General features: G+C 62.2%; 26 protein-coding genes and 1 tRNA gene. 13 read left to right on the forward strand and 14 right to left on the reverse strand.

The features are described 5' to 3' along the window. Positions 1-369: 369 nt before the first annotated feature. Together NKJ75_RS31875 and NKJ75_RS31880 are read right to left on the reverse strand one after the other, a co-directional pair. Positions 370-446: transfer RNA gene (locus NKJ75_RS31875), tRNA-Arg, on the reverse strand. Between the two features lie 106 nt (positions 447-552). Beyond that, positions 553-1,716, reverse strand: coding sequence for a M20 aminoacylase family protein (locus tag NKJ75_RS31880; RefSeq protein ID WP_023699100.1), 1,164 nt, complete (start codon positions 1,714-1,716; stop codon positions 553-555). Positions 1,717-1,949: 233 nt separating this feature from the next. On the opposite strand from NKJ75_RS31880, the gene NKJ75_RS31885 reads away from it, so the two are divergent. Together NKJ75_RS31885 and NKJ75_RS31890 are read left to right on the forward strand one after the other, a co-directional pair. Continuing rightward, entirely contained in the window at positions 1,950-3,128 is a 1,179-nt protein-coding gene (locus NKJ75_RS31885; protein ID WP_023694057.1) for a D-alanyl-D-alanine carboxypeptidase family protein, read from the forward strand. A gap of 3 nt (positions 3,129-3,131) precedes the next feature. Further along, entirely contained in the window at positions 3,132-4,235 is a 1,104-nt protein-coding gene (locus tag NKJ75_RS31890; RefSeq protein ID WP_023686739.1) for a CobW family GTP-binding protein, read from the forward strand. 3 nt (positions 4,236-4,238) lie between these two features. Here the strand turns inward: NKJ75_RS31890 and NKJ75_RS31895 are convergent, their stop codons facing one another. From NKJ75_RS31895 to NKJ75_RS31915, 5 genes are all read right to left on the reverse strand, one after another. Further along, on the reverse strand, positions 4,239-4,496 hold the full coding sequence (locus NKJ75_RS31895) for a sulfurtransferase TusA family protein (protein WP_352500691.1): 258 nt from the start codon (positions 4,494-4,496) through the stop codon (positions 4,239-4,241). Positions 4,497-4,555: 59 nt separating this feature from the next. Further along, a complete protein-coding gene (locus tag NKJ75_RS31900) occupies positions 4,556-5,851 on the reverse strand; it encodes a L,D-transpeptidase family protein (protein WP_023686738.1) in 1,296 nt (431 codons plus the stop codon). Positions 5,852-6,085: 234 nt separating this feature from the next. Beyond that, on the reverse strand, positions 6,086-7,036 hold the full coding sequence (locus tag NKJ75_RS31905; protein WP_023685389.1) for an acetyl-CoA carboxylase carboxyltransferase subunit alpha: 951 nt from the start codon (positions 7,034-7,036) through the stop codon (positions 6,086-6,088). A gap of 88 nt (positions 7,037-7,124) precedes the next feature. Then, complete coding sequence (locus tag NKJ75_RS31910; RefSeq protein WP_352500692.1) at positions 7,125-8,036, reverse strand: site-specific tyrosine recombinase XerD; 912 nt, start codon at positions 8,034-8,036, stop codon at positions 7,125-7,127. 20 nt (positions 8,037-8,056) lie between these two features. After that, positions 8,057-8,209: a hypothetical protein gene (locus tag NKJ75_RS31915; protein WP_023670666.1), complete on the reverse strand. Its 153-nt coding sequence runs from the start codon at positions 8,207-8,209 to the stop codon at positions 8,057-8,059. A gap of 171 nt (positions 8,210-8,380) precedes the next feature. Between NKJ75_RS31915 and NKJ75_RS31920 the strand changes: the two genes are divergently transcribed. The 3 genes from NKJ75_RS31920 to NKJ75_RS31930 are packed head-to-tail and all read left to right on the forward strand — an operon-like array spanning position 8,381 to position 11,015. Next, positions 8,381-8,992, forward strand: a complete 612-nt coding sequence (locus tag NKJ75_RS31920; RefSeq protein WP_023670667.1) for a shikimate kinase — start codon at positions 8,381-8,383, stop codon at positions 8,990-8,992. Further along, on the forward strand, positions 8,989-10,122 hold the full coding sequence (aroB, locus tag NKJ75_RS31925) for a 3-dehydroquinate synthase (RefSeq protein ID WP_023694054.1): 1,134 nt from the start codon (positions 8,989-8,991) through the stop codon (positions 10,120-10,122). The genes NKJ75_RS31920 and aroB overlap by 4 nt, the downstream gene beginning before the upstream one ends. After that, on the forward strand, positions 10,119-11,015 hold the full coding sequence (locus NKJ75_RS31930; RefSeq protein WP_023670669.1) for an HlyC/CorC family transporter: 897 nt from the start codon (positions 10,119-10,121) through the stop codon (positions 11,013-11,015). Before aroB ends, NKJ75_RS31930 begins: the two co-directional genes overlap by 4 nt. A gap of 41 nt (positions 11,016-11,056) precedes the next feature. Here NKJ75_RS31930 and NKJ75_RS31935 read toward each other — a convergent pair whose 3' ends face one another. From NKJ75_RS31935 to NKJ75_RS31945, 3 genes are read right to left on the reverse strand one after another with little or no spacing between them, the layout of a single operon-like run. Continuing rightward, a complete protein-coding gene (locus tag NKJ75_RS31935; protein ID WP_352500693.1) occupies positions 11,057-12,607 on the reverse strand; it encodes a SpoVR family protein in 1,551 nt (516 codons plus the stop codon). A gap of 9 nt (positions 12,608-12,616) precedes the next feature. Continuing rightward, on the reverse strand, positions 12,617-13,924 hold the full coding sequence (locus NKJ75_RS31940; RefSeq protein WP_023686733.1) for a YeaH/YhbH family protein: 1,308 nt from the start codon (positions 13,922-13,924) through the stop codon (positions 12,617-12,619). Positions 13,925-13,941: 17 nt separating this feature from the next. Next, positions 13,942-15,891: a PrkA family serine protein kinase gene (locus tag NKJ75_RS31945; protein WP_023714986.1), complete on the reverse strand. Its 1,950-nt coding sequence runs from the start codon at positions 15,889-15,891 to the stop codon at positions 13,942-13,944. Between the two features lie 173 nt (positions 15,892-16,064). Here NKJ75_RS31945 and NKJ75_RS31950 point away from each other — a divergent pair, with 173 nt between their 5' ends. Together NKJ75_RS31950 and NKJ75_RS31955 are read left to right on the forward strand one after the other, a co-directional pair. Continuing rightward, the gene (locus NKJ75_RS31950; RefSeq protein ID WP_352443956.1) at positions 16,065-16,316 is read left to right on the forward strand and encodes a hypothetical protein; all 252 of its coding nucleotides are present in this window, start codon (positions 16,065-16,067) and stop codon (positions 16,314-16,316) included. A gap of 112 nt (positions 16,317-16,428) precedes the next feature. Continuing rightward, a complete protein-coding gene (locus tag NKJ75_RS31955) occupies positions 16,429-17,982 on the forward strand; it encodes an acetolactate synthase large subunit (protein ID WP_023711703.1) in 1,554 nt (517 codons plus the stop codon). Positions 17,983-17,993: 11 nt separating this feature from the next. Here the strand turns inward: NKJ75_RS31955 and NKJ75_RS31960 are convergent, their stop codons facing one another. Continuing rightward, a complete protein-coding gene (locus NKJ75_RS31960) occupies positions 17,994-18,296 on the reverse strand; it encodes a BolA family protein (protein ID WP_023670675.1) in 303 nt (100 codons plus the stop codon). Between the two features lie 168 nt (positions 18,297-18,464). On the opposite strand from NKJ75_RS31960, the gene NKJ75_RS31965 reads away from it, so the two are divergent. The 4 genes from NKJ75_RS31965 to NKJ75_RS31980 all read left to right on the forward strand — a co-directional run bounded on the left by NKJ75_RS31965 (position 18,465) and on the right by NKJ75_RS31980 (position 23,136). Next, the gene (locus tag NKJ75_RS31965) at positions 18,465-19,094 is read left to right on the forward strand and encodes a J domain-containing protein (protein ID WP_032887126.1); all 630 of its coding nucleotides are present in this window, start codon (positions 18,465-18,467) and stop codon (positions 19,092-19,094) included. A 123-nt stretch (positions 19,095-19,217) separates the two neighbouring features. Beyond that, positions 19,218-20,204 (forward strand): cobaltochelatase subunit CobS, encoded by a 987-nt coding sequence (gene cobS, locus NKJ75_RS31970; RefSeq protein WP_023670677.1) that lies wholly within the window; start codon positions 19,218-19,220, stop codon positions 20,202-20,204. Between the two features lie 11 nt (positions 20,205-20,215). Then, positions 20,216-22,114 (forward strand): cobaltochelatase subunit CobT, encoded by a 1,899-nt coding sequence (gene cobT, locus NKJ75_RS31975; RefSeq protein ID WP_023685363.1) that lies wholly within the window; start codon positions 20,216-20,218, stop codon positions 22,112-22,114. Then, positions 22,111-23,136 (forward strand): esterase-like activity of phytase family protein, encoded by a 1,026-nt coding sequence (locus NKJ75_RS31980; RefSeq protein ID WP_352500694.1) that lies wholly within the window; start codon positions 22,111-22,113, stop codon positions 23,134-23,136. The genes cobT and NKJ75_RS31980 overlap by 4 nt, the downstream gene beginning before the upstream one ends. Before the next feature lie 5 nt (positions 23,137-23,141). Here the strand turns inward: NKJ75_RS31980 and NKJ75_RS31985 are convergent, their stop codons facing one another. The 3 genes from NKJ75_RS31985 to rpmB form a co-directional block, all read right to left on the reverse strand. Continuing rightward, positions 23,142-23,813, reverse strand: a complete 672-nt coding sequence (locus tag NKJ75_RS31985; protein WP_352500695.1) for a polyamine aminopropyltransferase — start codon at positions 23,811-23,813, stop codon at positions 23,142-23,144. A gap of 3 nt (positions 23,814-23,816) precedes the next feature. Next, on the reverse strand, positions 23,817-24,497 hold the full coding sequence (locus NKJ75_RS31990; RefSeq protein ID WP_352500696.1) for a queuosine precursor transporter: 681 nt from the start codon (positions 24,495-24,497) through the stop codon (positions 23,817-23,819). 162 nt (positions 24,498-24,659) lie between these two features. Further along, positions 24,660-24,956, reverse strand: coding sequence for a 50S ribosomal protein L28 (gene rpmB / locus NKJ75_RS31995; RefSeq protein WP_023670682.1), 297 nt, complete (start codon positions 24,954-24,956; stop codon positions 24,660-24,662). Positions 24,957-25,215: 259 nt separating this feature from the next. On the opposite strand from rpmB, the gene NKJ75_RS32000 reads away from it, so the two are divergent. Beyond that, positions 25,216-26,016 (forward strand): DUF3108 domain-containing protein, encoded by an 801-nt coding sequence (locus tag NKJ75_RS32000; protein WP_023686727.1) that lies wholly within the window; start codon positions 25,216-25,218, stop codon positions 26,014-26,016. Between the two features lie 45 nt (positions 26,017-26,061). Further along, on the forward strand, positions 26,062-26,639 hold a 578-nt coding region (locus NKJ75_RS32005; RefSeq protein ID WP_352500697.1), incomplete at its 3' end, for a DMT family transporter.

The raw sequence follows: 26,639 nt of genomic DNA on the forward strand, positions 1-26,639 counted from the left end.
CCAGCTATGCCTTCGTCATCGCTTTCCCGTATTTCGACCAGTATCCGATAAATTACGCCACGACCGTCACGGTGCCCCTGGTTGCCAGCTAGGATACGGCCGGCTTGGTTGAGTTGGCGGCGCCGAACTCAGACCGTAACGGATCGACTGGGAACCATCGCTCGATCTGGAATTGTACTTGCAAGAGGTCGATTCTCTTCGCGGCTGTAGATGCTTAAAGCTCGCTCCTGAGACCTCAGGGATGGACTTTTCTATGGAACTAAAGTCAGGCTGCTTGCTTGGTCGCGTCCGTGAAAATCACCGAAAACCAGTCCATCAGTGCTGCAACATGCCGACAGGCTATCTCAGTCACCAAGCCTTTGATCTTGCTGGTGATCCCGACAGGAATCGAACCTGTGACCTACAGATTAGGAATCTGCCGCTCTATCCTACTGAGCTACGGGACCACGCGGCCCGACACATAGCCGCTTCGGATCGTTTCGCCAAGAGGCTCGCCGAAGGCAATGAAAAGGCCGGCCGAAGGCTAATCGGCCGGCCTTTCGGCGGCATATGTCAGGCTGCGAGCGCCGTTTCGGCCAGTTTCACCCAGTAGCTCATGCCGTGCGGGATGACTTCGTCGTTGAAGTCGTAGGCCGGATGGTGGAGGCCGGCGGTCTCGCCATTGCCGATGAAGATGAAGGCGCCAGGGCGGGCTTCCAGCATGTAGGAGAAGTCTTCGCCGCCCATCACCGGCTGGATGGCGCGGTGGACCTGGGTGTCGCCGGCGACATGTGCCGCGACATCGCCGGCAAAGACCGTTTCTTCCGGATGATTGAAGGTCACGGGATAGTTGGCGTCATAGTCGACAGTGATCGTCGCGCCGAAGGCGGTGGCTATTCCTTCGCAGATGGTGCGGATGCGCTCTTCCGACTTCTTGGCGATCTCTTTCTTCAGTGTGCGCACCGTGCCGGCAATCTCGGCGGTCTCGGGAATGACGTTGTAGGCGTCGCCGGCGTGGAACTTCGTCACCGAAACCACCACCGCCTCGACCGGATCGGTGCTGCGCGAAGCGACCGTCTGAAGGGCGCCGACCAACTGGCTGGTGATGACGATCGGGTCGATCGTGCCGTGCGGCATCGCCGCATGGCCGCCGCGGCCCTTCACGGTGATGGTGAACTCGGCGGTCGCCGCCATGATCGGGCCCGGCCGGATGGCGAACTGGCCCACCGGCAGGCCCGGCATGTTGTGCATGCCAAAGACTCGCGAAATATCGAAACGCTCCATCATGCCGTCCTTGACCATCTCGTTGCCGCCGCCGCCGCCCTCTTCCGCCGGCTGGAAGATAACCGCGACCGAGCCGGCGAAATTGCGCGTTTCGGTCAGATATTTGGCGGCGCCCAAAAGCATCGCCGTATGGCCGTCATGGCCGCAGGCATGCATTTTGCCGGGAATGGTCGAGGCATAGGGCTTGCCGGTGATCTCGTTGATAGGCAGCGCGTCCATGTCGGCGCGCAAGCCGATGGTCGCGCCTTGCCCCTTGCGGCCATGGATGATGCCGACCACGCCGGTCTTGCCGAGGCCCGTCACCACGTCGTCGCAGCCGAATTCCTTCAGCTTCTCGGTGACGAAGGCGGCGGTCTTGAAGACATCGAAATTCAGTTCTGGCGTCTGGTGCAGATGGCGTCGCCAGCCGGCAACTTCATCCTGCATCTCGGCGGCGCGGTTGAGAATCGGCATAATGGTTCCATCTCGCTGTTGGAGCAGACGATCTGGCCTGCTTGATTGCAATTGTGATTGCCATGCTTGTTGCCATCTTGGCACTTTGCCATCTTGGCGTCACATAGGGTAAATAGCACCCCAGACAATGTGATCCGGAAATTGAGGGCCGGATCAGGTCATGCTGGCCATCGCGTAACGAAATCTTACGGAGCCAGGGGCGACTACGGCAAGAGGCGATTTCGGATTCCATGATGCGGCACAGCCATATCCTCAAATTACTGCTAACGGGCGGCTTGGCGCTACCCATGCTGGCTGGGCCAGCTTTGGCCAATCCGGTGATCCTGTTCGACCTCAACAGCGGCAAGGTTCTGCAGCACCAGGACGCATTCAAGCGCTGGTATCCCGCTTCGCTGAGCAAGCTGATGACCGCCTATGTCACCTTCCGGGCGATTGCCGCCGGCGAGGTCCAGCTCGATTCACCGATCAAGGTGACCAAGCATTCGGCGGGCGAACCGCCCAGCAAGATGGGCTTCAAGCCGGGCTCGGTGATGCGGCTCGACAATGCGTTGAAGATGATGCTGGTCAAATCGGCCAACGATATCGCCATGGCCATCGGCGAAAACATAGGCGGCTCGCAGGCCGGATTCGCCGTTCGCATGAATGCGGAGGCGGCGCGGCTCGGCATGACCGGAACGCATTTCGTCAATCCGAACGGACTGTTTTCGCCGGAGCAGTATACGACGGCGCGCGATCTTGCCCTGCTGGTGATGGCGATCCGCAAGGAATTCCCGCAATACGCCCCCTGGTTCTCGATCGAAGGCCTTGCCGTCGGCAAGAAGGCGATCTCCAACTACAATCTCTTGATCGGGCGCTATCCCGGCGCCGACGGCATGAAAACCGGGTTCGTCTGTCCCTCGGGCTTCAACATGATCGGCTCGGCGACACGCAATGGCCGCACGCTGGTCGCGGTCGTGCTCGGCGAAAAATCGGCGATCAGCCGTGCCGAGACCGCCGCCAGGCTGCTCGACCAGGGCTTTGCCACGCCCGACCCGAACTGGCTCACGGTCGCGGCCATGCCTTCCTATGGCGATACAATGTCACCCAACGACATGCATGATGAGATCTGCAGGAAGAAGGCGCCGCACGAGCAGTCCGAGGCGGCTCCGCCGGTGGCCGCGAAGGGTGCCGACGTGCCGAAATCGCCCTATCAGGAAAAGCTCGACCACGTGCCGACGCTGGTTGCCGTGGGCCTCGGCGGCGCCACCGGGCCGGCGCCGAAGGCGATGCTCGACCAGGGCGGCCAGGAATACGCCGATGTGCCGCTGCCGAGCTGGCGGCCAGACATTCCGGCGCCAAAGGGCGCCGAACCGGCCGTGGTGGGCCAGGCAACCGCGGTGCAGGGCGACCAGCTGGTCAAAGCCGCGAACTAGGCGATGGCTGGCTTTCCGATACCCGTCACGGTGGTCACCGGCTTCCTCGGCGCCGGCAAGACGACATTGCTCAACCGGCTGCTCAAAGATCCGGCACTGGTCGACACGGCCGTCATCATCAACGAATTCGGTGAGGTGGCGATCGACCACCTGCTGGTCGAGCAGGCCTCGGACGGCATCATCCAGTTGTCCGACGGCTGTCTGTGCTGCACGGTGCGCGGCGAACTGGTCGATACGCTGGCTGACCTCGTCGACCGGCTGCAGACCGGCCGTATCGCCCGCCTTGCCCGCGTCGTTGTCGAAACCACCGGGCTCGCCGATCCGGCGCCGGTGCTGCAGTCGATCATGGCGCATCCCGCCCTTGTGCAGGCCTTCCGACTTGATGGCGTCATCACGCTGGTCGACGCGGTCAACGGCAATGCGACGCTCGACGGCCATGTCGAGGCGGTCAAGCAGGTGGCGGTCGCCGATCGCATCGTGCTGACCAAGGTCGATCTGGCCAGCGATCCCGGCGACGTCGATGCTTTGCGAACGCGACTCCATCAGCTCAATCCAGGCGCCGTGGTGCTGGACGCCGGCGACGGCCGAACCGGCGTCACGGCGCTGTTCGATTGCGGCCTCTACAATCCGGCGACCAAATCCGCCGATGTCCGGCGCTGGCTCGGCGAAGAAGCCGCCCATGAGCACCACCATCATCATGATCATGACCACGGCGAGCATGAGCACCACCACCGCCACGATTCCCGCGTGCGCTCCTACTCGCTGGTCCATGACGGCCCGGTGCCGTTTTCGGCGATCGAGATGTTCCTCGACCTGCTGCGTTCTGCGCATGGCGACAAGCTTTTGCGGATGAAGGGCATCATCGAGCTTGCGGAGGACCCGTCGCGGCCGCTTGTCGTCCACGGGGTGCAGAAGATCCTGCACCCGCCGGCGCGGCTGCTGGCCTGGCCGGACGGCCAGCGCGGCACCAGGCTGGTGCTGATCACGCTCGATATGCCGGAAGACTATGTGCGCCGGCTGTTTTCCGCCTTCACCAACCGGCCGTCAATCGACACGCCGGATCGCGCGGCGCTGGAGAGCAATCCGCTGGCGATAGCCGGGGGCTGATTCTCAGGCTCGCTCTGCGCCGCGTTTGACCAGGAAGCGGTGGCCGCCGCTGACGGCTGACGTTTCAACCAGTTGGTGACCAGCGTCGGCGCAAAAGGCGGGGATGTCGATGACCGCCAGCGGGTCGGTGGTCTCCAGCCAAAGCCGGCTGCCCGGCTGCATTGCCGCCAGGCGTTTTTTCGCCTTGAGAACGGGCAGAGGGCAGTTCAGGCCCTTGAGGTCATAGATCGCGGTGTGATTTGTTTGTTTGTCTTCATGCATGTCTTTGTCCCAAAACCGCGGCGCACTTTTGGGCGGCATGCATCGGCAAGGCGAAAACCTCAGCCGCCGAACATGCCTAGCAGCTTGTTCTTGATCTTCGACATCCGGCTTTCGTCCGCCGGCGGTTCTGCAGGCGCCGCCTCGACGCTCGCAGTGGCGACCGGCTGCTGGGCGGCCTGCTTGGCTGCTTCCTTTTCGGCCAGCGCTTGGGCCTTTGCCGCTTGCTTTTCAGCCAGTGCCTGGGCCTTGGCGGCTTTCGCAGCCTCGATGGCCGCAACCCGCTGTTCCTCGGCCTTGCGCTTGGCTTCCTTCTCTGCGTCCAGCGCCGCCATCTTGCGGCCGGCGGGCGAATCGATGCGCCCCATGCGCGCCGTCTCGGTCAGCGTGCCGTCGGAATTCAGCGACGGCGGTTCGATCGGCACGCGCTCGCCCCGGGCGCGGCGCTTCGACCAGTCGGAAACGATGGCGGCTTCCTTGATGCCGGCAATGGTCGGCTTGGGCGCCGGCACGCTGGCTTTGACCGCGCCGGTGAAGGCCGCGTCATAGCTGCTTTGATAGGCGTTGAGTGCGCTCTTCAGCGAATCCGGCTGCGTGGTCGCCGGGCAGGCGCCGGTCGGATCGAATGTCGTGCCCTCAGGCGCCACCTGGTTGAAGACATAGCGCTTGTCGCAGACATCGACCTTCGGTGGCACCTTGGTGATCTCGAAATTGTCGTAACCGACCTTCAGCATCTTCCAGAACTCATAGTTCGGGTCGTTGCGGTAGCGCGCCATGTTGGCGGCGGTCATGCGGAACGGGAAGGCCTGGATCTGGAACTCGGTCTGGCCGCCCTGGAAGGCATCGCGACCAAAAGCGTAGATCTGCTCGATCTGCGGATCGGTCATCGAATAACAGCCCGACGACGAGCAGGCGCCGTGCACCATCAGATTGGCGCCGGTGCGGCCATTGGCACGGTCATAGGCGTTGGGATAGCCGATGTTGAAGGACAGATGATAGTTCGAGCGCGGATTCATCTGCGACGGGCGGACCGTATAGAAACCTTCCGGCGCCTGGCGGTCGCCCTCGGTGTATTTTGGGCCGAGCTTGCCCGACCATTTGCAGATGTCGTAGCTGGCGACCATCTCGTAGCGGCCGGTGGTCTTGGCCTTCCAGATTTCGAGCTTGCCTTCTTCCTTGAAGATGCGGGCCATCACCGACGAGGTGCGGATCATGCCCTTGGCCTTCATGTCGGCCAGGATCTTGTCCGGCAGCGGCTTGCTGGCTTCCGGCGCAAAATTCTTCATCGAGGAATCGTTGCAGCCGGCAACGCCAAGCGCGGCGATCAGAAGTCCAGTGCGGGCAAGCTTGGTAAACATGGATACGGCTATGTCTTTTTCTCGCGTCACGGCCGGATAGCGCCCGGGCCTGCATGCTGAACACCGACGGACCCTAAGCCCGTTAACCTTGAAAATTCCTTACCGCAAGCATCGGAAGGCGCCCCCCACGGCAATTCGCTCGGTGTCACGGATTTTTTATTGAGCCGAATGCGGCGGCATTTTTGTGGCGAAATTGCTCCTTGACGCCACATTGCGGTGCGCTGCCGGCAAAAATCAGAGGCTGCGGCCCATCGCCAGATATTTTTCGCGGCGCTGTTCGCGAAAATCGGTGTTGGCGCCGGCAAAATCCTTCATCGTCTTGGCGATGAGGTCGCCGGTGGCGGCGATCACCGTTTCGGGCGCGCGCTGGGCGCCGCCGAGCGGCTCGGCAATGATGGCGTCGATGATCTTCATTTCCAGAAGGTCCTGGGCGGTGATCTTCATGTTGGTCGCCGCATCTTTCGAGCGCGTGGTGTCGCGCCACAGGATCGAGGCAGCGCCTTCCGGCGAGATCACCGAATAGATGGCGTGTTCCAGCATGTAGACGCGGTTGGCGGTGGCGATCGCAATGGCGCCGCCCGAACCGCCTTCGCCGATGACAACCGAAATCGATGGCACTTTGAGGCCGAGGCAGGCCGAGGTTGAGCGGGCGATGGCTTCAGCCTGGCCGCGTTCCTCGGCGCCAACGCCGGGGTAGGCGCCGGCGGTGTCAACCAGCGTCAGAAGTGGGATCTGGAAACGGTCGGCAAGTTCCATCAGCCGCACGGCCTTGCGGTAGCCTTCAGGGCGCACCGAGCCGAAATTGTGCTTGAGCCGGCTCGCCGTGTCGGAGCCCTTTTCCTGACCGATGACGGCCACCGGTTCGCCGCGGAAGCGGGCGAAGCCGCCGATGATCGCCTGGTCCTCGCCGAAATTGCGGTCGCCGGCGAGCGGCGTGAAATCGCTGAACAGACCCTTGATGTAGTCGAGGCAATGCGGCCTGTCGGTGTGGCGCGCGACCTGCACCTTCTGCCACGGCGTCAGCGCCTTGTAGATGTCGCGCAGCGCGTCGCGCACGCGCTTCTCGAGCCGGCTGATTTCGTCGCCGACGTCGACCGCCTCGCCATTCTCGGCAAGCTTCTTCAGCTCGAGGATCTTGAGTTCAAGGTCCTGCACCGGCTTTTCGAAATCGAGGTAATTGTACATTCTTGAGCGGACCGATGCGTCGGAAGGCAAACATCGCGCAGATGTAGGCTCCGCGCGGGCACGTTGCCCTCACATAGCGATATGAGGCCTAGTCGGCAAGCGGATGATGATCGTTGACCAGCCGCACCAACCGCTCTTCCAGCACATGCGTGTAAATCTGCGTGGTCGAGATATCGGCGTGGCCGAGCAGCTGCTGCACTGCCCTGAGATCGGCGCCGTTCTGCAGGAGATGGCTGGCAAAAGCATGGCGCAGCACATGCGGCGAAATTTTGGCCGCCGATATGCCGGCCCGCGCGGCAAGGCCTTTGAGGTCGCGGGCAAAGACCTGCCGGGAGAGAAAGCCGCTGTCGCCGGCGGCCGGGAACAGAAACGGGCTGTCGGCGAAAGCCGGCACCGACGCCCGGGCCGTGAGCCATGCCCGCATCGCCATGCGGGCCTTGGCCGACAGCGGCACCATGCGCTCCTTGTCGCCCTTGCCGCGCACCATGAAGAAGCGGTCGTCGCGCTGGGCGACGGTCACCGGCAGGCCGACAAGTTCGGAGACGCGCAGGCCGGTGGCATAGAGCACCTCGACCAAAGCGTGCAGGCGCAGTGCCGCCACCCGGTCGCCATTGACACCATCGCCTGTCTCAAGCGCCGCACGGTCGAGCAGCCGACCGGTATCGGCCTCGCTCATCGTCTTGGGCAGCGGCCGGCCCTTTTTCGGACTGTCCAGCGTGCCGGTCGGGTCGTTGCCGCGCAAGCCCTCGGCGTAGAGAAACTTGAAGAACTGGCGGATCGCCGACAGTTTGCGCGCCTGCGACGTCGACGCAAAGCCGCGCGCCGCGATATCGTCGAGATAGGCGCGGATGTCGGCTGCGGCGGCAGCGGCAAGCCCGCCGGCAATCTGCTGCGAAGCGTCTTCGAGATCACGGCGGTAGGAAGACAGCGTGTTTGCAGCGGCACCGCGTTCGGCGCTCATCATCTCGAGAAAGGCTTCGATGCGAGCCGCGCTGTTCATGTTCCAGGGGTCAGTTTGGGTCAGTTTTTCTTGGGGTTCAGCTTTTCCGGTGGGATGCGCACGGTGATTTCGGCTTTTTTCGGCTCGACGAACATCGCCAGCGCCACCATCGTACCATAGGCAATGCCGGCAAGAATCATCATCGTCACGACAAAGCGGAACAGTGTCGGCATCAATCTTCGCCCGTCTTCTTGCTCTGCGATTCCAAGCCCGTGTCCTTATGGGACGCTAATTCCGTCAATTCAAGGACGAAGGGCTCTGCGTGCGAAAGGCGCTATGCTTGACGCAAACGGGCTTTTGATGTCGATACGCCGGCAAAGACGGCTTAGAAACAGCATGGTCTCATGAACGCGTTACCAGCAAATCCTCCCGGCGATAGCCATGCCGCGCTGCTCGACAGGCTGGGCAGCCGCTCGATCGTCTTTGTCGGCCTGATGGGCGCCGGCAAGACGGCGATCGGCCGCAAGGTGGCGACGATGCTGTCGCTGCCCTTCGTCGACAGCGACCAGGAGATCGAAACCGTGTCGCGCATGACGGTGCCGGAACTGTTCGAACGCTATGGCGAGACCGAATTCCGGGCATTGGAGCAGCGCGTCATCCTGCGCGTGCTGGAGAGTGGGCCGCAGGTGCTGTCGACCGGCGGCGGCGCGTTCATGAATGCGCAGACGCGGGAAGCGATCGCCGGGCATGGCGTGTCGGTGTGGCTGAAGGCCGAGATCGACCTGTTGATGGAGCGCGTGTCCAAGAAGCAGAACCGGCCGTTGCTCAAAAGCGCCGATCCGCGCGCCGTGCTCGAGCGACTGATGGGCGAGCGCTACCCGGTCTATGCCACGTCCAACATCACCGTGCCGACACGCGACGACCGCAAGGAGGTCATTGCGACGGAGGTTGTCGACGCGCTGTGCGGGCATTTCGGCATTCCGGCTCCGACTGCGCCGGGCGAGGTGCGGCTGTGAGCGAACCGGTCACTGTCGAGGTCGGCCTTGGCGAGCGCGCCTATGACATCCTGATCGGCCCCGGCCTTTTGGCGCGCGCCGGCGCCGAGATTTCGCGCCGCCTGCCCGGCACGAGGGCGGCGGTGGTCACCGACGACAATGTCGCGGCGGCACATCTCGACGCGCTGAAGGCCGGTCTGGAAACAGGCGGCATCCAGCCTGCCGTCATCACTTTGCCGGCCGGCGAAAAGACCAAGAGCTTTGCCCACCTCGAAGAGGTGGTCGACGGCGTGCTCGCCGCCAAGCTGGAGCGCGGCGATGTCGTCATTGCGCTCGGCGGTGGCGTCATCGGCGACCTCACCGGCTTTGCCGCCGGCATCGTGCGCCGCGGCATGAATTTCGTCCAGATTCCAACCTCGCTGCTGGCGCAGGTCGATTCCTCGGTCGGTGGGAAGACCGGCATCAACAGCCCGCGCGGCAAGAATCTGGTCGGCGTTTTCCATCAGCCGAAGCTGGTGCTGGCCGACACCGAAGTGCTCGACACGCTGCCGATCCGCGAATTTCGCGCCGGCTATGCCGAGCTTGCCAAATACGGGTTGATCGACCGACCGGCGTTTTTCGCCTGGCTGGAAGCGAACTGGGAAAAGGTGTTCGCCGGTGGTGCGGAACGGGCGGAGGCGATTGCCGAGGCCTGCCGCGCCAAAGCCGATGTCGTCGCCCGCGACGAGTTCGAAACCGGCGACCGCGCACTGCTCAATCTTGGCCACACGTTCGGCCATGCGCTGGAAGGCGCCACACAGTATGACGGCGCCCGCCTCGTCCATGGCGAAGGCGTCGCCATCGGCATGGCGCTGGCGCACCGCTTTTCCGCAAGGCTCAATCTGGCCAGCCCCGACGACGCGGCGCGGGTCGAGGCGCATCTTCGCGCCGTCGGTCTACCCTGGCGGATGGCCGACATCCCTGGTGAGTTGCCCGATGCCGAGGCGCTGCTTGGCTTCATCACCCAGGACAAGAAAGTGTCGCGCGGCGCGCTGACCTTCATCCTGACGCGCGGCGTTGGCCAGGCTTTTATTGCCAAGGATGTACCGGCGTCGGAAGTACTTTCGTTCCTCAGGGAGAACCACCCGGGCCAGGAAAGCCGGCAGCGATGATCAACGAGCCCGGCTGGACCGTCGTCGCCGTCCTTGCCATCCTCATCCTGCTGGTCCTGGCCGTGCGCACGCGCCTGCTTGCCATGTTCGGCTATGAGCTGTCGCGCATCGAGCCGCAGCGCTCGACACAGGACGAGTTGCGCGGCGCGGTCGACGATTTCCGCCGCGACGGCCAGATGGTGCGTGAGGACCGCGACCGCGTCGGCGGGCTGTTCGATCTCGCCGAGCTCGAAGTCTCCGACATCATGGTCCACCGCACCAATATGCGCTCGGTCAATGCCGACAATGGGCCGGAAGCGGTGGTGCGCGAGATCCTGCAAAGCCCGCACACCCGCATGCCGTTGTGGAAAGGCTCTCTCGACAACATTGTCGGCGTGCTGCACGCCAAGGACCTGCTGCGAGCGCTGAACGAGGTCGGCAACGACTTTTCCCGGATCGACGTGATGAAGATCGCTTCGAAGCCTTGGTTCGTGCCCGACACCACGACGCTGCAGGAACAGCTCAACGCCTTCCTGCGCGCCAAGGCGCATTTCGCTATCGTCGTCGACGAATATGGCGAGGTCGAAGGGCTGGTGACGCTGGAGGACATTATCGAGGAGATCGTTGGCGAGATCGCCGACGAGCACGATGTAGACATTCAGGGCGTGAAGCAGGAGGCGGACGGTTCCGTGGTCGTCGACGGCACCGTGCCGATCCGCGATCTCAACCGGGCGCTCGACTGGAACCTGCCTGACGAGGAAGCGACCACCATTGCCGGGCTGGTCATCCACGAGACGCAGTCGATCCCCGAGGAAAAGCAGGCTTTCACCTTCCACGGCAAGCGCTTCGTGGTGATGAAGCGCGACAAAAACCGGATCGCCAGAATCAGGATCAGGCCGGCGGGCGAATCTTAAAGGTACCGAGCAGGCCCGCCATATGACGCTCTTTGCCGAGCTTATGCAGCGATCTGGCTCGTAGACCGTTCGTGGATGGTCGCACCGGTTTGAGCGTCAACTGCGACCAGGCTGACCTCGTAGCCCCAGAGGCTGCGGACATGGCGCAGCGTCGCGTCACGGCTGGCCCCTTCGAGCACAACACCATCCTTTACCCTGTGTTGCAGCCGCAACTGCCGGTCGCCGAGCAGGTCGACATCAATCACCTGGATGTCCGGCCGATTCGCTCCAAGGTCGTAACTGTGGGCTAGCTGGGCGCGTATCTTGTGATAGCCACGTTCGTTGTGGATAGACGCGACTTCGAAATGCGGTTTGTCGGCTCCATCGCCAAGCACGAAGAACCGCCATTTTCGGATCAAGCTCGGGCTGAGATACTGGCGGATAAAGGATTCGTCGCGGTGGTTGGCCCAGGCCTCAAGCAGGACCTCGCGCCAGTTGCCATGTCCTGCAATGTCCGGGAACCAGTCGCGGTCCTCCGCCGTCGGCTCGGTCGAAATGCGCTGTATGTCCTGCATCATGTCGAGGCCGAGGGCATAGGGATTGATGCCTGAAAACCGGGGATCGTCAAAGGCCGGCTGGAAGATCACGTTCGAATGGTTGCGCAGGATTTCGAGCATGGCACCTTCGCCGATCCGGCCACGATCGAATAGCATGTTCATGAGCGTATAATGCACGAAGGTGGCGCAGCCTTCATTCATCACTTGAGTCTGTCGCTGCGGGTAGAAATATTGCGCGATGACGCGGACGATCCTGATGATCTCGCGCTGCCAGGGTTCCAGGATCAGGCTGTTCTTCTCGAGGAAATACAGGAGGTTTTCCTCGGGCAGGTTGAGCGATCTCTTGCGCTCCGCCATCCCTTGATCCTCATTGCCGGACTTGTTTTTGTTCTGCGACGGCGGCAGCGTGCGCCACAGATCGTTGTAGGAGCGCTCTTCGTATTCGAGGCGCTCGCGAAGCCCTTCGCGCTGTCGCTCCGACGAGAGCTTTGGCGGCCGGTGGTAGCGGAACACCCCTTGTTCCATCAGCGCATGGGCGGAATCGAGAATGGCCTCCACTGCTGCAAGGCCGTGCCGCTCCTCGCACCGGGCGATGTAGCCCTTGGCGAAGTCCAGATAACCCAGGATTGCCCCGGCGTCGGTCCATTGCTGAAACAGATGATTGTTCTTGAAGAAATGATTGTGGCCAAGCGCCGCGTGGGCCGTCACAAGTGCCTGCAACGCCATGGTGTTTTCCTCCATGAGGTAGACGATGCAGGGATTGGAGTTGATGACCAGTTCATAGGCCAGCCCCCGACCACCCTTACGGTAAAGAAGCTCCTGGTGAAGGAAATGTTTGCCGAACGACCAATGCCGATACATCAGTGGCATGCCGATAGATGAGTAGGCGTCGAGCATCTGCTGGGAGGAGATTATCTCCATCTGGACCGGGTAAGTATCGAGATGCAACTCGTCGACCGCGATCGCCTCGATCTCTTGAAAAGCCCGCGATAATTTCTCGAAATTCCAGTCGGAACCGGAAAACAACAAATTCGTTTCATTGGCTCGCCTGACCATCTCTCTCTCTCAAGCGCTCTTGATGGCCGCCGGCTGCCTGGCGAAGAGCCGGTGGAAGACCGGGTAAATATCCGCGGGAGCAGCGATGCGGCTCATCTGGAAGTTGGGCCATTTCAGCTCGATCGTACTGTAGGCGCGCCAAAGCGAGGTCCCGTTTTCGGTAGCACCGAATATGTGGCTCTCGCGTTCGTCGATGATCTCGACATAGGCGAAATACTGGCACAGGCGCATGAGCTTGCCGTTCATGAGCTCTATGCATCGCTCGGAATCGGTGGTGAAATTGTCCCCGTCAGAGGCCTGCGCGGCGTAAATGTTCCACTCGCTGGCAGGATAGCGCTGGCCGATAATGCGGTGCATTTCGTCGAGCGCGGTGGAGACGATCGTACCGCCGCTCTGCGTGTTGTAGAAGAACGTGTCCTCATCCACTTCGTGCGCCTCATGGGTATGGCGGATGAAGACGATCTCCGTGCGTTCGTAGCGCCGTTTCAAGAACAGGTGCAGCAGCACGAAGAAGCGTTTGGCCAAGTCCTTTTCGCGTTGGCCCATCGATCCGGACACGTCCATAAGGCAGAACATGACGGCATTGGCATTCGGCACCGGCCGGGCGTCGAAGCGGTTGAATCGGATATCGACCGGATCGACAAAGGCAATTCGCCTGCGCCGTCGCTCCAGCCGGTCAAGCTCGTCGCGTAATTCCGCGATGCGCTGGCGCACCGCCGCGCCGGCCGGGGCCGACTCAAGCGTGACGATTTCCCGGAGGATCGCCTCCAGTTCCTGCTGCGTGGGGCGCCTCAGCGCAATGCGCCGGCCTAGGCTGTTGCGCATGGTGCGGCCGGCATTGATGTTGGTCGGGGAACCGGTTGCCGCGAAGCCGGCCCGGCGCGGCTTGAAGGCAAGGATTTCCTTGAGATTGAGCTTAACCAGGTCGGGCAGTTCGAGATCCTCAAAAAAGAGTTCGAGCACCTCCTCGCGTGACAGCACGAAACGAAAATCGTCTTCCGACGCCGTGTTTCCTGGCGACGACGCCGCGCCGCCCCCATGCGGCTTCGGGAGCAGGTCTCCAGGGGAAAAATGCCTGTTGCCCGGAAGGATGTGTCGGCGCCGTCCGCTGGCCCTGTCATCGTTGAAGCTCGGCTCGGCCGTTTTCCTTTCAGGCATGGGCACGGCGTGCTCGGTATCCACGTCGGCGATCCTGCCAGTGCGGATTTGATCGCGAATGCTCCGCTTCAACTCCTCGCGAGCACGCCTGAGGAAGCGTTGTCGATTGCCAAGGCTCTTGTCCTTGGGGTTCAGGCGACGGTCGATGAAGATCGGCATGGAACCATCCGGCTCTGTCAACCCGCCTTGTTCACCCGCATGTACCAGTCCACCAGCCGGCGTACCTGCCGTTCTGTGTAGCCACGCTCGATCATGCGCTGCACGAATTCGTTGTGGCGCTTTTCCGTAACGCTGTCTTGCTTGGAGCCGAAGCTGATCACCGGCAAGAGGTCCTCGACCTGTCCGAACATCCGCTTCTCGATGACCTCGCGCAGTTTTTCATAGCTGGTCCATGACGGGTTGCGGCCGTGGTTTCTTGCGCGAGCGCGCAGAGTGAACTTCACCACCTCGTTACGGAAGTCCTTGGGATTGGCGATGCCTGCCGGTTTCTCGACCTGCGAAAGTTCGTTGTCCAGGATCTCCCGGTTGAGGATCTGGCCGGTGTCGGGGTCCTTGTAGTCCTGGTCCTCAATCCAGGCATCCGCATAGGCGATGTAGCGGTCGAAGAGGTTCTGGCCGTATTCGCTATAGGACTCCAGGTAGGCCTTCTGGATTTCGTGGCCGATGAACTCGGCGTAGCGCGCCGCAAGCTCCGACTTGATGAATTCAAGATAGGCCGCTTCCGTTTCCTTCGGGAACTGCTCCCGCTTGATCGCCTCCTCCAGAATGTACATCAGATGCACAGGATCCGCGGCCACCTCCTCATTATCGAAGTTGAATGTCTGCGAAAGGATCTTAAAGGCAAAGCGCGTGCTGACGCCCGTCATGCCTTCATCGACGCCGGCGGCGTCGCGATATTCTTGGACCGACTTTGCCCTGGGATCGACTTCCTTCAGATTTTCGCCGTCATAGGCGCGCATCTTGGTGTAGAGCGGCGAGTTGTCGTGCTCGGCCAAGCGCGTCGAAACTGCAAAGCGGCTGAGGATGTCCAAAACTTCAGGGGCACAGGGGCTGGCGGCCAACTCGCTCTCACGCAGCAATTTCTCATAGATCTGCCTCTCTTCGGTGATCCGCAGGCAATAGGGTACCTTGACCACCAGGATGCGATCGAGAAACGCCTCGTTGTTCTTGTTGCTCTTGAACTGTTGCCATTCCGACTCGTTGGAATGGGCGACGATGATCCCCTGGTAGGGAAAGGCGCCGAAATTTTCAGTGCCGTTGTAGCTGCCTTCCTGTGTCGCGGTCAGCAGCGGATGCAGAACCTTGATGGGTGCCTTGAACATCTCGACGAATTCAAGCAGACCTTGCGTGGTCCGGTTCAGGCCACCGCTATAGGAATAGGCATCGGGGTCGGACTGGCTAAAATTTTCCAATTGCCTGATGTCGACCTTGCCGACCAGGGCCGAGACATCCTGATTGTTCTCATCGCCAGGTTCGGTCTTGGCAATGCCGATCTGGCGCAGCCGCGAAGGCATCAGCTTGACGACGCTGAATTTGGAAATGTCGCCAGACAATTCGTCGAGGCGCTTGGCCGCCCATGGCGAAATCAATCCGTTCAGCCGGCGCCGGGCTATGCCGTATTTATCCTCTAGCAGATCACCCATGTGATCGGGATGGAACAGCCCAAGCGGCGACTCGAAAACCGGGCTGATCTGGTTGCCGACCTTCAGCGTGTAGATCGGGCGCTGCTCCATCAGTTTCTTCAGACGCTCGGCCAGAGAGGATTTGCCGCCGCCGACCGGGCCGAGGAGATAGAGGATCTGCTTGCGTTCTTCGAGCCCCTGCGAGGCATAGCGGAAATATCCGGCTATGCGCTCGATCGTATCCTCCATTCCATAGAAGTCGGAAAAATGAGGGTAGACCTTGAGGGTCCGATTCGAGAAAATGCGGCCGAGCCGCTCGTCTTTGCTGGTGTCAACCAGTTTTGGTTCGCCGATTGCGTCGACCATCCTTTCGGGCGCCGAAGCGTACATCGATTTGTCTTCCCGACAGGCAAGAAGATACTGTTGGATGCTGACCTCTTCGTCCGCCGCATTGGCATAAATTTCCGAAAAAAGATCGAAGACGTCGGATTGGGTTGCACGCATGATGTTCTGCCCTCGGAGCCGATCTGGATTCCAATCGCCTCATCACCTTCAACTGTCGGAAAGCATTGTTGGTTCCCTTCACATGAAGGAGAGTGGCTGCAATCCGGGTAGAAGGCTTGGGAGGAAACATTCGGAGTGGCTGGAATGGTGGGTTGCCCGGTGCTGCGGAGTTGATGGGCGGCGTTGTCGCCGGCCAGCTATCTCGATGGACACAAGCATCCGCCGACCTTCATCGCCTATTCGCGCGCCGAAGGCCGCGACGACCAATCGAAGGCTTTGCCAAACGCCTGCGCGCCACCGGCACTGAAGTGACGCTGTTCGACGGCAACGCCTACACGCATATGTCGATCAATCACGACTTCGGCGAGGACGGCGACGCGTTGACCGCCGCGATGCTGGCCATTCCTGAATGGACCGTCGGTTGATCCCGGATCCCCGCGAGGCGTCCTGGATCAGACCAAAAGCCCCGGCGGGACATTGCCGACCCGGCGCCTACAGGTGCAATTGTTCCTGAATTGTCGATTGGGAAAGAAAATCATGAATGGCGCCGATCTGCTGTGCGACGTGCTCCTGGCCAATGACGTCACGGTCTGCTTCGCCAATCCTGGCACATCCGAAATGCATTTCGTTGCCGCACTGGACCGCAAACCTCAGATGCGCTGCGTGCTCGGCCTGTTCGAGGGCGTGGTGACCGGCGCCGCCGACGGCTATGCGCGCATGACCGACCGCCCGGCAGCAACGTTGCTGCATACCGGACCGGGTCTCGCCAACGGTTTGGCCAACATGCACAACGCAAGGCGTGCGCGCAGCCCGATGATCAACATTGTCGGCGACCATGCTTCTTACCATCTGCCGCTCGATGCCCCGCTGACCAGCGACATAGAAGGCCTGGCGTCGCCGATGTCGAACTGGGTTGGCCGCGTCAAGGGGCCGGCCGATATTGTGCCGGCCGCAGAGGCGGCTTTCCGCGCCTCACTCACGCCGCCTGGCGTCACGACGCTGATCCTGCCTGCGGATGCCGCCTGGGGCGAAGTTGCTGCGATTTCACCTGGCAAGGTGGAGCTGGAGCCGCCGCCCGCCGTCGACATGGCTGTTGTGCGCACGATCGCCGAAGCAATCCGCGCCGCGCCGGGCCGTGTCGGCATGGTGGTGCGTGGGCAGGCGGCGCGCGCCGATGGACTTGAAATCGCAGGGAGAATCTCATCGGGAAGCGATGTCAGGCTGTTCAGTGAGGTTCTGATCGCCCGCATGCAGCGCGGCCGCGGGCGGTTCGCCCCGACCCGCATTCCCTATCCGGTCGATGCGGCGACGGCCACGCTCCGGGATATCGATTTGCTGGTGCTGGTCGGCGCCAAGGAGCCGGTTGCCTTCTTCGCTTATCCCGGCAAGCCCGGGCGGCTGGTTCGGGACGATTGCAAGGTGCTTTCGCTGGCGGCGCATGGCCAGGATCTGAAAGCGGCGCTGGAGGCGCTGGCCGACGAGCTCGGCATCAAGCCGACGCAGCAATTCGCCGCCGCAACCGCCTTTCCAGACGAACCGACGCTGAGCGGCAGACTGACGGACGATGCCATCGCGCTGTCGGTGGCGCGCAAACTTCCGGCCAATGCCATCGTCTGCGACGAAGCAGTCACCTCGGCGAGACGGTTCTTCACGCTATCCGCCTTTGCGGCGCCGCACGACTACATGATGGGTACGGGCGGATCGATCGGCGGCGGCATTCCCATGGCTACCGGCGCGGCGATCGCCTGCCCGGACCGCAAGGTGATCAATCTCGAAGCCGACGGCAGTGGCATGTACACGGTGCAGGGACTGTGGACCCAGGCCAGGGAAAAGCTTGACGTCGTGACCATCATCTTTTCCAACCGGACCTACGCCATCCTGCATGGCGAAATGAAGAATGTCGGGGTCAATGAGATCGGCGAGAACGCCAGGCGCATGCTCGATCTCGACCATCCGGCGCTGGACTGGGTTGCGCTGGCCAAAGGCATGGGCGTCGAGGCGGCCCGCGCCGACACGTGCGAGCGGTTCGACGCGCTGCTCGACAGTGCCCTGTCGCGTCCGGGACCGTTTCTCATCGAAGCGGTGATCTGAGGCGGAGAGACTTACCAACGGGTCTTTTCGCCGGGTGCAGCCGGTTCGATTGCCAGCGCATGGACGCCGGCTTGCAGCTCCGCTGCCAGCAATTCGTTGACGGCGCGGTGGCGGTCGATGCGGCTCATGCCGGCAAAGACGGATGAGACGATGCGGACGCGAAAATGCGTCTCGCCGGTGCCGTCATAGGCACCGTGATCGTCGGAGCCGTGGTGGTGATGACCGGCATGAAGGTGGCTTTCATTGACGATCGCCAGCCGCTCCGGCGAAAACGCCTTGTTCAGCTTGTCTTCCATCGTCGCCTGTATGGACATCGCCATCTCCCTTCACCATATCTGCAAGGCGTGATCGGGAAATCGGGATCGATCCCGCCGGGCCGCCTTAAAAATCGCCATTCGCCCTGCTTTATGCCGCGATTCAGCGGTTAGGGCGATGATCGCGAAAATGTCAATTCTTGTTTCGCACGTGCGAACAGCCCATAAATGGGTGAGATGAAACCGTACCCCAAATACTTCGAGAAAATTCGGGTCCGTCCCGACAAGGATGCGGAGCTGAAGTCGCACTCGCCGATCTGCCAGTGGGACGGCTGCAAGGAGGCCGGTACCCACCGGGCGCCGGTCGGACGCATGAAGGAAGGCGAGTATTTTCAGTTCTGCTTCGATCATGTGCGCGAATACAACAAGGGTTTCAACTACTTCTCCGGCGTGCCGGACACCGAGATAGCCCGCTTCCAGAAGGAAGCGATGACCGGCCACCGGCCGACATGGAAGATGGGCGTCGCCGGCGCCTCGACGCGCTCCTCGCCCGATTTCGCCCAGCAGCGTTCCGGTCGCGCCGGCTATTACAACCGCATGCGCGATCCTTTCGACCTGTTCAAAGGACCGAAGGACCCGCGCGAGGCGCGCGAACGCAAGGCCAAGCCGCTTGAGGCCAAGGCGCTGGAAACGCTTGGCCTTGATACAAAGGCGACTGGCAAGGACATCAAGGCGCGCTATAAGGAACTTGTGAAGCGCCACCATCCGGATGCGAATGGCGGCGATAGAGGTTCGGAAGACCGGTTCCGCGATGTGCTGCAGGCCTATCGCGTGCTCAAGCAGGCGGGTTTGTGCTGAGCAACCTAACGGTTCGTGTCGTTTTCCAACTTTCATAAGGGTGGAAAAGGCTCTAAGACCGCCCCCGGACAAAATCGATTGCCGGCGAAATCAGGCATTTCGCCCGTGGAGACTTGGATAGAGATGAACAAGGTCGATCGCGACATCGCCAATTTGCCCGACACGACGGTGTCGGTGAAAGACAAATTCGGCTTCGAGTCCAAGATGGTGGTGCCGGCCTATTCGGTAACCTCGGAACATGTGCCGGACATCGATCCGGACTATCTGTTCGACAAGGCAACGACGCTGGCGATCCTTGCCGGCTTTGCCTACAATCGCCGCGTCATGGTGTCGGGGTATCACGGCACCGGCAAATCGACGCACATCGAACAGGTCGCAGCCCGCCTGAACTGGCCCTGCGTGCGCGTCAACCTCGACAGCCATGTCAGCCGTATCGACCTCGTCGGCAAGGACGCCATCGTCGTCAAGGATGGCCTGCAGATCACCGAATTCCGCGACGGCATCCTGCCCTGGGCCTACCAGCACAATGTCGCGCTCTGCTTCGACGAGTACGATGCAGGCCGTCCGGACGTGATGTTCGTCATCCAGCGCGTGCTGGAATCATCGGGCCGCCTGACGCTGCTCGACCAGAGCCGGGTCATCCGCCCGCATCCGGCGTTCCGCTTGTTTTCGACCGCCAACACCGTTGGCCTCGGCGACACCACCGGCCTCTATCACGGCACGCAGCAGATCAACCAGGCGCAGATGGATCGCTGGTCGATCGTCACCACGCTGAACTACCTGCCGCACGACAATGAGGTGAACATCGTGCTGGCCAAGGCCAAGCACTATCGCGACGGCAAGGGCAAGGACATCGTCAACAAGATGGTGCGCGTCGCCGACATGACGCGCTCGGCCTTCATCAATGGCGATCTGTCGACCGTGATGAGCCCGCGTACCGTCATCACCTGGGCCGAAAATGCCGAGATCTTCGGCAATATCGGCATGGCGTTCCGGCTGACCTTCCTCAACAAGTGCGACGAGCTGGAGCGTTCGGTGGTGGCCGAGTTCTACCAGCGCGCCTTCGGCGAGGATTTGCCCGAGAGCGCCGCCAACGTGGTGCTGGGGTAAGCTGAGCCTCGATGGCGGGTCCGGGCGACAACACGCGCAACAAGTCGAAGACGGGGTCTGAAGCCGACAGCTTCAAGCGTGCCGTCACCGTCTGCATGCGCGCCATCGCCGGCGACAAGGAGCTCGAAGTCGGTTTCGCCAAGGACCGCCCGGCGCTCGCCGGCAGCCGCGCCCGTCTGCCCGAACTGCCGAAGAAAGCGTCCAAGACAGACATCGCGATTACTCGTGGCCTGGGCGATTCCATGGCGCTGAAGCGCGCCTGCCACGATCAGCGTATCCACACCAAACTGGCGCCGGAAGGCAAGCTGGCGCGCTCGATCTATGACGCCGTGGAACAGGCCCGCGTCGAGGCGATCGGCAGCCGCGCCATGCAGGGCGTCGCCGACAATATCGGCTCCATGCTGGAGGACAAATACGCCAAGGCCAACCTTGTCGACGTCAAGGACAAGGCCGACGCGCCGATCGAGGAAGCGCTGGCGCTGATGGTGCGCGAGAAGCTGACCGGGCGGCCGATCCCGAAGAGCGGCGAGCGGCTGGTCGAACTCTGGCGGCCCTGGGTCGAGGAGAAGGCCAAGGCCGATCTCGACGGACTGTCGGCCAAGCTCGGCGACCAGCAGGCCTTCGCCCGCGTCGTGCGTGAGATGCTGGCGTCCATGGAGATGGCCGAGGAACTCGGCGACGATCAGGAGACCGAAGACTCCGAGGACAATGACGAGAACCAGCCGCAAGGCGAGGAGCAGAGCGAGGAGGGCGGCGAAGAGGATTCCGGCTCCGAGCAGTCGCAATCCGAGGATGCCGAGGCCTCGGCCGACGACGAACAGTCGTCCGAGACTGAGGCCTCCGACGCCACTGCCGACGATCTTTCCGACGATGACGATGCGGACGCCGAAACGCCGGGCGAGGCGCGCCGTAACGACAACCCGTTCGCCAACCTGCCGAAAGAGATCGACTACAAGGTTTTCACCACCGCCTTCGACGAGACCGTCGGTGCGGAAGAGCTGTGCGAGGAAGAAGAACTCGACCGGCTGCGCGCCTTCCTCGACAAGCAACTGGCCAATCTCTCCGGCGTCGTCGGACGGCTCGCCAACCGGCTGCAGCGCCGCCTGATGGCGCAGCAGAACCGTTCCTGGGATTTCGACCTCGAAGAGGGATATCTCGATCCGGCACGCCTGGTTCGTGTCGTCATCGACCCGATGCAGCCGTTGTCGTTCAAGCAGGAGCGCGACACCAAATTCCGCGACACGGTGGTGACGCTGGTGCTCGACAATTCGGGCTCGATGCGCGGTCGGCCGATCACGGTTGCCGCCACCTGTGCCGACATTCTGGCGCGCACGCTGGAGCGCTGCGGCGTCTCGGTCGAGATCCTCGGCTTCACCACGCGCGCGTGGAAGGGCGGACAGGCTCGCGAGAAGTGGCTGAAGGACGGCAAGCCGCCGAACCCCGGCCGGCTCAACGATCTGCGCCACATCATCTACAAATCCGCCGATCATCCATGGCGTCGCGCCCGGCGCAATCTCGGCCTGATGATGCGCGAGGGCCTGCTCAAGGAAAACATCGACGGCGAGGCGTTGTTATGGGCGCACAACCGGCTGATCGCCCGGCCCGAACAGCGCAAGATCCTGATGATGATCTCGGACGGCGCGCCGGTGGACGATTCGACGCTGTCGGTCAATCCTGGCAACTATCTCGAGCGGCATCTGCGCGCCGTCATCGAGCTGATCGAGACGCGCTCGCCGGTCGAGCTGCTGGCCATCGGCATCGGCCACGACGTTACCCGCTATTACAGGCGCGCCGTCACCATCGTCGATGCCGAGGAACTGGCCGGCGCCATGACCGAGCAGCTGGCCTCGCTGTTTGCCGAGGAAAACGTGCGCGATACACGCCGCGGCGGCTACCGGCGCGCTGGATGATATTTTTGCGCGGCGGGTTTCGGCAGATGCTCTTCGCGGTCACTGCCTTGTTCGACATGGCGTTTGCGCCGGCCATCGCCGCCGGCCCAAGCGCGGTCGAGCCGGTCGAAGTCTCGGCGCGGCCGATCACCACCTTCAATATCGGCAGCGCCGACAAGCAGTTTGGGCTGCTGGAATTCGTCGGCGGTCTTGAGATGAACTCGACGACGCGCGATTTCGGCGCGCTGTCGGCATTTCGGTTCGTCAAACCCGGCAGCGATTTCATCGGCGTCGCCGATACGGGCTTCTGGTTCTTCGGCTCGATCACCCATGATGCCGACAAGCGGCCGTCCGGCATCCAGAATTTCCGCATGCAGCAGATGGTCGATGAGAAGGGCCGGCCGATCGACAAGAAATGGGAAGTCGATGCCGAGGGCCTTGCAGTCAACGACGGCATTGCCACCGTCGGCTTCGAGCGCGATCACCGCGTCGCCCAGTTCAAGATCGACCCCAGCAACATGACTGCGCCGTTCAAGCAACTGAACTTCCTGGTTCCAGCCCGGGAACTGCGGCAGAACCGCGGTTTCGAGACCGTCACCCACGCCAATCCTAACGGCCAGCACGAGGGCGGCCTCGTCGTGGTCTCGGAAAAGAGCTTGGACAAGGTTGGCAACATCTATGCCGCCATCATCGAAGGGCCGCACAAGGGCGTCTTCACGGTCAAGCGCAACGGCGATTTCGACATCACTGACGGCGCCTTCCTGCCGGATGGCGACCTGCTGCTTTTGGAGCGCAGTTTCTCGATGGCCGGCGGTGTCAGGATGCGGCTAAGGCGCATCTATGGCGAAAGCGTCGAGAAGGGCGCGGTTGCCGACGGGCCGGTGCTGATGGAAGCCGACATGGGCTACCAGATCGACAATATGGAAGGACTCGACGTCTGGACCCGCGATGACGGGGCGCTGATGGTGTCGCTGATCTCGGACGACAACCACTCGATCCTGCAGCGCAACCTCTATCTGGAATTCATCCTGCACCAGGATTGAGAGCCCTAAGGCTTGGTGGCGATCCAGATGACGTGGCGCGCGCCGCGCTTGCCATTGGCGCGCGTCTTCACCTCGTCCACGACAAAGCCCGCCTGCTTGAGCCTAAGTGTGAAGCCGGCATCGGGGCCTTGCGACCAAACAGCCAGCACGCCCCCGGGCCTGAGCGCTGCACGCGCCGCGCCGAGCCCGGCAGCGCCATAGAGGGCGTCGTTGCCCTTGTAGACGATGCCTTCGGGGCCATTGTCGACATCGAGCAGGATGGCGTCCCAGGCTGCCTTGTCGGATCTTATGATGTGCCCGACGTCGGCTTCGCGAACCGTCACACGGGGATCGTCGAGACAGCCGGCGAAGACCGCCTCCATGGGGCCGCGCGCCCAGGCGATGACGGCGGGGACAAGCTCGGCAACGGTGATGCCTGCGTCGGCGCCCAATTGGGCAAGCGCAGCGCGCAGTGTAAAACCCATGCCGAGGCCGCCGATCAGGATTTTCGGTTGGGCGCGGCCGCCGATCTTTTCACAGGAGAGCTTGGCCAGCGCTTCTTCGGAGCCGCTGAGGCGGCTGTTCATCAGCTCATTGGCGCCGAGCATGATCGAGAATTCGCTGCCGCGCTGCTTGAGGCGCAGTTCCTGTCCGCCGTCAGGCGTTTTGGCCGAGCCGAGCTGGACCCAAGGGATCACGGCCTAGACAGGCACGGCCGGCTGGCTCCAGTGGGCGGCGAGCAGCCGGTAGGGGATCAGGGCCACAACAGCGATGATCAGCTTCACCGAAAGGTCGCCCAGCGCCCAGGAGACCCAGCGCATGGTCTCGACCGGCAGCACGCCCATCAGCGGCGCCGTCTCCAGCGCAAAACTGTCGTTCGGGCCGGCAAAAGCGAAGGCGGCCGAAAAGGCGATGCTGAAGAACACCAGGGTGTCGAACACCGAGCCGACCAGCGTGCCGACGATCGGCGCGCGCCACCAGCTCTGCCGGCGCAACCGGTTGAACACGGTGACGTCGAGCAATTGCGCGCAAAGGAAGGCCGCGCCGGAAGCTGCGGCGATGCGCACCAGCCGGTCGGCTGATGTCTCGAACTCGATCAGGCCGTGGCGAAACAGGAAGGGCGGGACGAGAATCGAGCAGACCACCGCGGTCATGACGCCGACAAAGACGATGCGGCGCGCCACCGTCGGGCCGTAGCGGCGGTTGGCAAGGTCGGTGACCAGGAAGGAGAAGGGATAGGTGAAGGCGCCCCAGGTCAGGATGTCGGCCAGCGACAGACCGCCGGCCTGACCCTGCATCGGGAACTGCACGAGGATGTTCGATACCACGACGACAAGCGCCATGGCGGCCACAAAGGGCAGATATCGCGAGAAGGAAGTCATTTTTTTATCCTGGGTAATGGAACCAGCCAGGCGCTAGCCGAAGTTCGGGTCGCGCTGCCTTGCAAGTTTTGAGCATCGGATTGCTCCGATGCTGCTGCCTTAGAAGTTTTGAGCATCGGATTGCTCCGATGCTCAGGGCGGTCGTCCCCCGCCTTGATATCGTTAAGCGGCGGGCTGGTCGGCCAGCTTCTTGGCGATCTGCTTCTTCAACAGGCGCGCGCGCTGCGACAGTTCCTTGGCGTCGGCCTTGGCCAGGAAGGCGTCGAGGCCGCCGCGATGCTCGACCGAACGCAGCGCGTTGGCCGAAATGCGCAGGCGCACATTCTGGTTCAGCGCTTCCGAAATCAGCGTCACATTGACGAGGTTCGGCAGGAAGCGGCGCTTGGTCTTGTTGTTGGCGTGGCTCACATTGTTGCCGGTCTGGACTGCCTTGGCAGTGAGTTCGCAAGTGCGGGACATGGTTCTAACCTTCAGTTCTGTCTAAGCCTGCCAAACCTTGTTCGCCCGCGCCGGGTGGCGCGCGGTTTCAGTCAGGCGGCCTTATGGAAAAGTTGGCGTTCCTTAGTTGCATTTCGCCAATGCGTCAAGCTCCGGCTTGCCCACGACTGTGACGGGCGTTTCACATAAAGGCCGAAATTCAGCCTATAAGCGGTCGGACAGGGACATTTCAAGCCGGAGTCGCCCGCCTCCGGTTAAAAAATCAAGGACCGAGCCCGCCATGCTTCGCCCGTCACATGCCGTTGTCGCCATACTTGTCGCCGCCTTGCCGACATCAATCCTTGCCGCCGCGCCCGCAGCCACCGCACAGTCCTTCAAGGGCGAATACACGGTGTCGTTCCTCGGCCTTTCCGTGGCCAAGGCGACATTTTCCAGCCACTACGAAGGCGATAGCTATTCCATAGAGGGCACCGTCTCCAGCGCTGGTCTCGCCACCTTGTTCGACGACACGAGCGGCACGATCTCGTCAAAGGGCAAGATCCTGGGCAAGCAGATGCAGCCGCAGGTATTTCGCGCCGATTATAAGTCCGGCAAGAAGGCTTCCATGGTCGATATCCGCTTTGCCAATGGCGCGGTGACCGCCACCCAGGTCATTCCCGAACCGAAAAAGCGCAATCCCAAAAACTGGATACCGCTGGGCAGCAACGATCTGGCATCTGTGCTCGATCCGATGGCGGCTACCGTTATCCATGCCGACAGCCTCGACCAGGTCTGCGGGCGCAAGGTGAAATTCTATGACGGCGAGATGCGCGCCGACCTGACGCTGACCTACGCCTCGAAAGGATCGATCTCGGTCAAGGGTTACAAGGGCGATACCGTCACCTGCAAGATGAGCTTCGAGCCGGTGGCAGGCTACCGCAAGGGCCGCAAGGCGCTGAATTACCTGAAGAAGAAGAGCCAGATGATGGTGACGTTTGCACCGCTCGGCCAAACCGGCATATATGCGCCGATCCACGCCACGGTCGGGACGCAGATCGGCACCTTGACTGTCAGCGCGGGGCGGTTCGAAGCAACTGAATAGACGCTCCCACCCGAATAGAAATGGGGCGCGTCGCCGGAGACGGGCATGGGGCGCGCAACACTGATCGGTTTCTCGGCGGTCGCCATGTGGGCGCTGCTGGCGTTGCTCACCGATGCGTCGGGCGCCGTGCCGCCATTCTTGCTCTCGGCCATCACCTTCACCATCGGCACCGCGGTCGGGCTGGTTGCCCGGCTGTTCATGCCGGCCACCGATAAAAGCCTGAAGATCCCACGCCAGGTCTGGGTGATCGGCATTGCCGGACTGTTCGGCTACCATTTCTTCTATTTCACCGCGCTGCGCAACGCGCCGGCGGTGGAGGCAAGCCTGATCGCCTATCTGTGGCCGCTGCTGATCGTGCTGGGATCAGCGCTGATGCCGGGCGAGAAGCTGGCCTGGAACCATGTCGTCGGCGCGCTGCTCGGGCTCGCCGGGACCGTGCTGATCGTCACCAAGGGTGGCGGCCTCGCCTTCGATGCTCGCTACACCTTCGGCTATGCGATGGCGGCCGTCTGTGCGCTGCTGTGGTCGTCCTATTCGCTGCTGTCGCGGCGCTTTCCGGCGGTGCCGACCTCGATTGTCACCTGGTTCTGCGCCGCCACGGCAGCCCTGTCTCTCGTCTGCCA

The organism is Mesorhizobium sp. M0058, from assembly GCF_040323095.1.
Lineage (GTDB): Bacteria > Pseudomonadota > Alphaproteobacteria > Rhizobiales > Rhizobiaceae > Mesorhizobium.

What these genes read in the sequence shown, in the direction of transcription:
- NKJ75_RS31880 (WP_023699100.1), bottom strand. Translation starts at nt 1,716, where the DNA reads ATGCCGATTCTCAACCGCGCCGCCGAGATGCAGGATGAAGTTGCCGGC.
- NKJ75_RS31885 (WP_023694057.1), top strand. Translation starts at nt 1,950, where the DNA reads ATGCGGCACAGCCATATCCTCAAATTACTGCTAACGGGCGGCTTGGCG.
- NKJ75_RS31890 (WP_023686739.1), top strand. Translation starts at nt 3,132, where the DNA reads ATGGCTGGCTTTCCGATACCCGTCACGGTGGTCACCGGCTTCCTCGGC.
- NKJ75_RS31895 (WP_352500691.1), bottom strand. Translation starts at nt 4,496, where the DNA reads ATGCATGAAGACAAACAAACAAATCACACCGCGATCTATGACCTCAAG.
- NKJ75_RS31900 (WP_023686738.1), bottom strand. Translation starts at nt 5,851, where the DNA reads ATGTTTACCAAGCTTGCCCGCACTGGACTTCTGATCGCCGCGCTTGGC.
- NKJ75_RS31905 (WP_023685389.1), bottom strand. Translation starts at nt 7,036, where the DNA reads ATGTACAATTACCTCGATTTCGAAAAGCCGGTGCAGGACCTTGAACTC.
- NKJ75_RS31910 (WP_352500692.1), bottom strand. Translation starts at nt 8,036, where the DNA reads ATGAACAGCGCGGCTCGCATCGAAGCCTTTCTCGAGATGATGAGCGCC.
- NKJ75_RS31915 (WP_023670666.1), bottom strand. Translation starts at nt 8,209, where the DNA reads ATGCCGACACTGTTCCGCTTTGTCGTGACGATGATGATTCTTGCCGGC.
- NKJ75_RS31920 (WP_023670667.1), top strand. Translation starts at nt 8,381, where the DNA reads ATGAACGCGTTACCAGCAAATCCTCCCGGCGATAGCCATGCCGCGCTG.
- NKJ75_RS31930 (WP_023670669.1), top strand. Translation starts at nt 10,119, where the DNA reads ATGATCAACGAGCCCGGCTGGACCGTCGTCGCCGTCCTTGCCATCCTC.
- NKJ75_RS31935 (WP_352500693.1), bottom strand. Translation starts at nt 12,607, where the DNA reads ATGGTCAGGCGAGCCAATGAAACGAATTTGTTGTTTTCCGGTTCCGAC.
- NKJ75_RS31940 (WP_023686733.1), bottom strand. Translation starts at nt 13,924, where the DNA reads ATGCCGATCTTCATCGACCGTCGCCTGAACCCCAAGGACAAGAGCCTT.
- NKJ75_RS31945 (WP_023714986.1), bottom strand. Translation starts at nt 15,891, where the DNA reads ATGCGTGCAACCCAATCCGACGTCTTCGATCTTTTTTCGGAAATTTAT.
- NKJ75_RS31950 (WP_352443956.1), top strand. Translation starts at nt 16,065, where the DNA reads ATGGGCGGCGTTGTCGCCGGCCAGCTATCTCGATGGACACAAGCATCC.
- NKJ75_RS31955 (WP_023711703.1), top strand. Translation starts at nt 16,429, where the DNA reads ATGAATGGCGCCGATCTGCTGTGCGACGTGCTCCTGGCCAATGACGTC.
- NKJ75_RS31960 (WP_023670675.1), bottom strand. Translation starts at nt 18,296, where the DNA reads ATGTCCATACAGGCGACGATGGAAGACAAGCTGAACAAGGCGTTTTCG.
- NKJ75_RS31965 (WP_032887126.1), top strand. Translation starts at nt 18,465, where the DNA reads ATGGGTGAGATGAAACCGTACCCCAAATACTTCGAGAAAATTCGGGTC.
- cobS (WP_023670677.1), top strand. Translation starts at nt 19,218, where the DNA reads ATGAACAAGGTCGATCGCGACATCGCCAATTTGCCCGACACGACGGTG.
- cobT (WP_023685363.1), top strand. Translation starts at nt 20,216, where the DNA reads ATGGCGGGTCCGGGCGACAACACGCGCAACAAGTCGAAGACGGGGTCT.
- NKJ75_RS31980 (WP_352500694.1), top strand. Translation starts at nt 22,111, where the DNA reads ATGATATTTTTGCGCGGCGGGTTTCGGCAGATGCTCTTCGCGGTCACT.
- NKJ75_RS31990 (WP_352500696.1), bottom strand. Translation starts at nt 24,497, where the DNA reads ATGACTTCCTTCTCGCGATATCTGCCCTTTGTGGCCGCCATGGCGCTT.
- rpmB (WP_023670682.1), bottom strand. Translation starts at nt 24,956, where the DNA reads ATGTCCCGCACTTGCGAACTCACTGCCAAGGCAGTCCAGACCGGCAAC.
- NKJ75_RS32000 (WP_023686727.1), top strand. Translation starts at nt 25,216, where the DNA reads ATGCTTCGCCCGTCACATGCCGTTGTCGCCATACTTGTCGCCGCCTTG.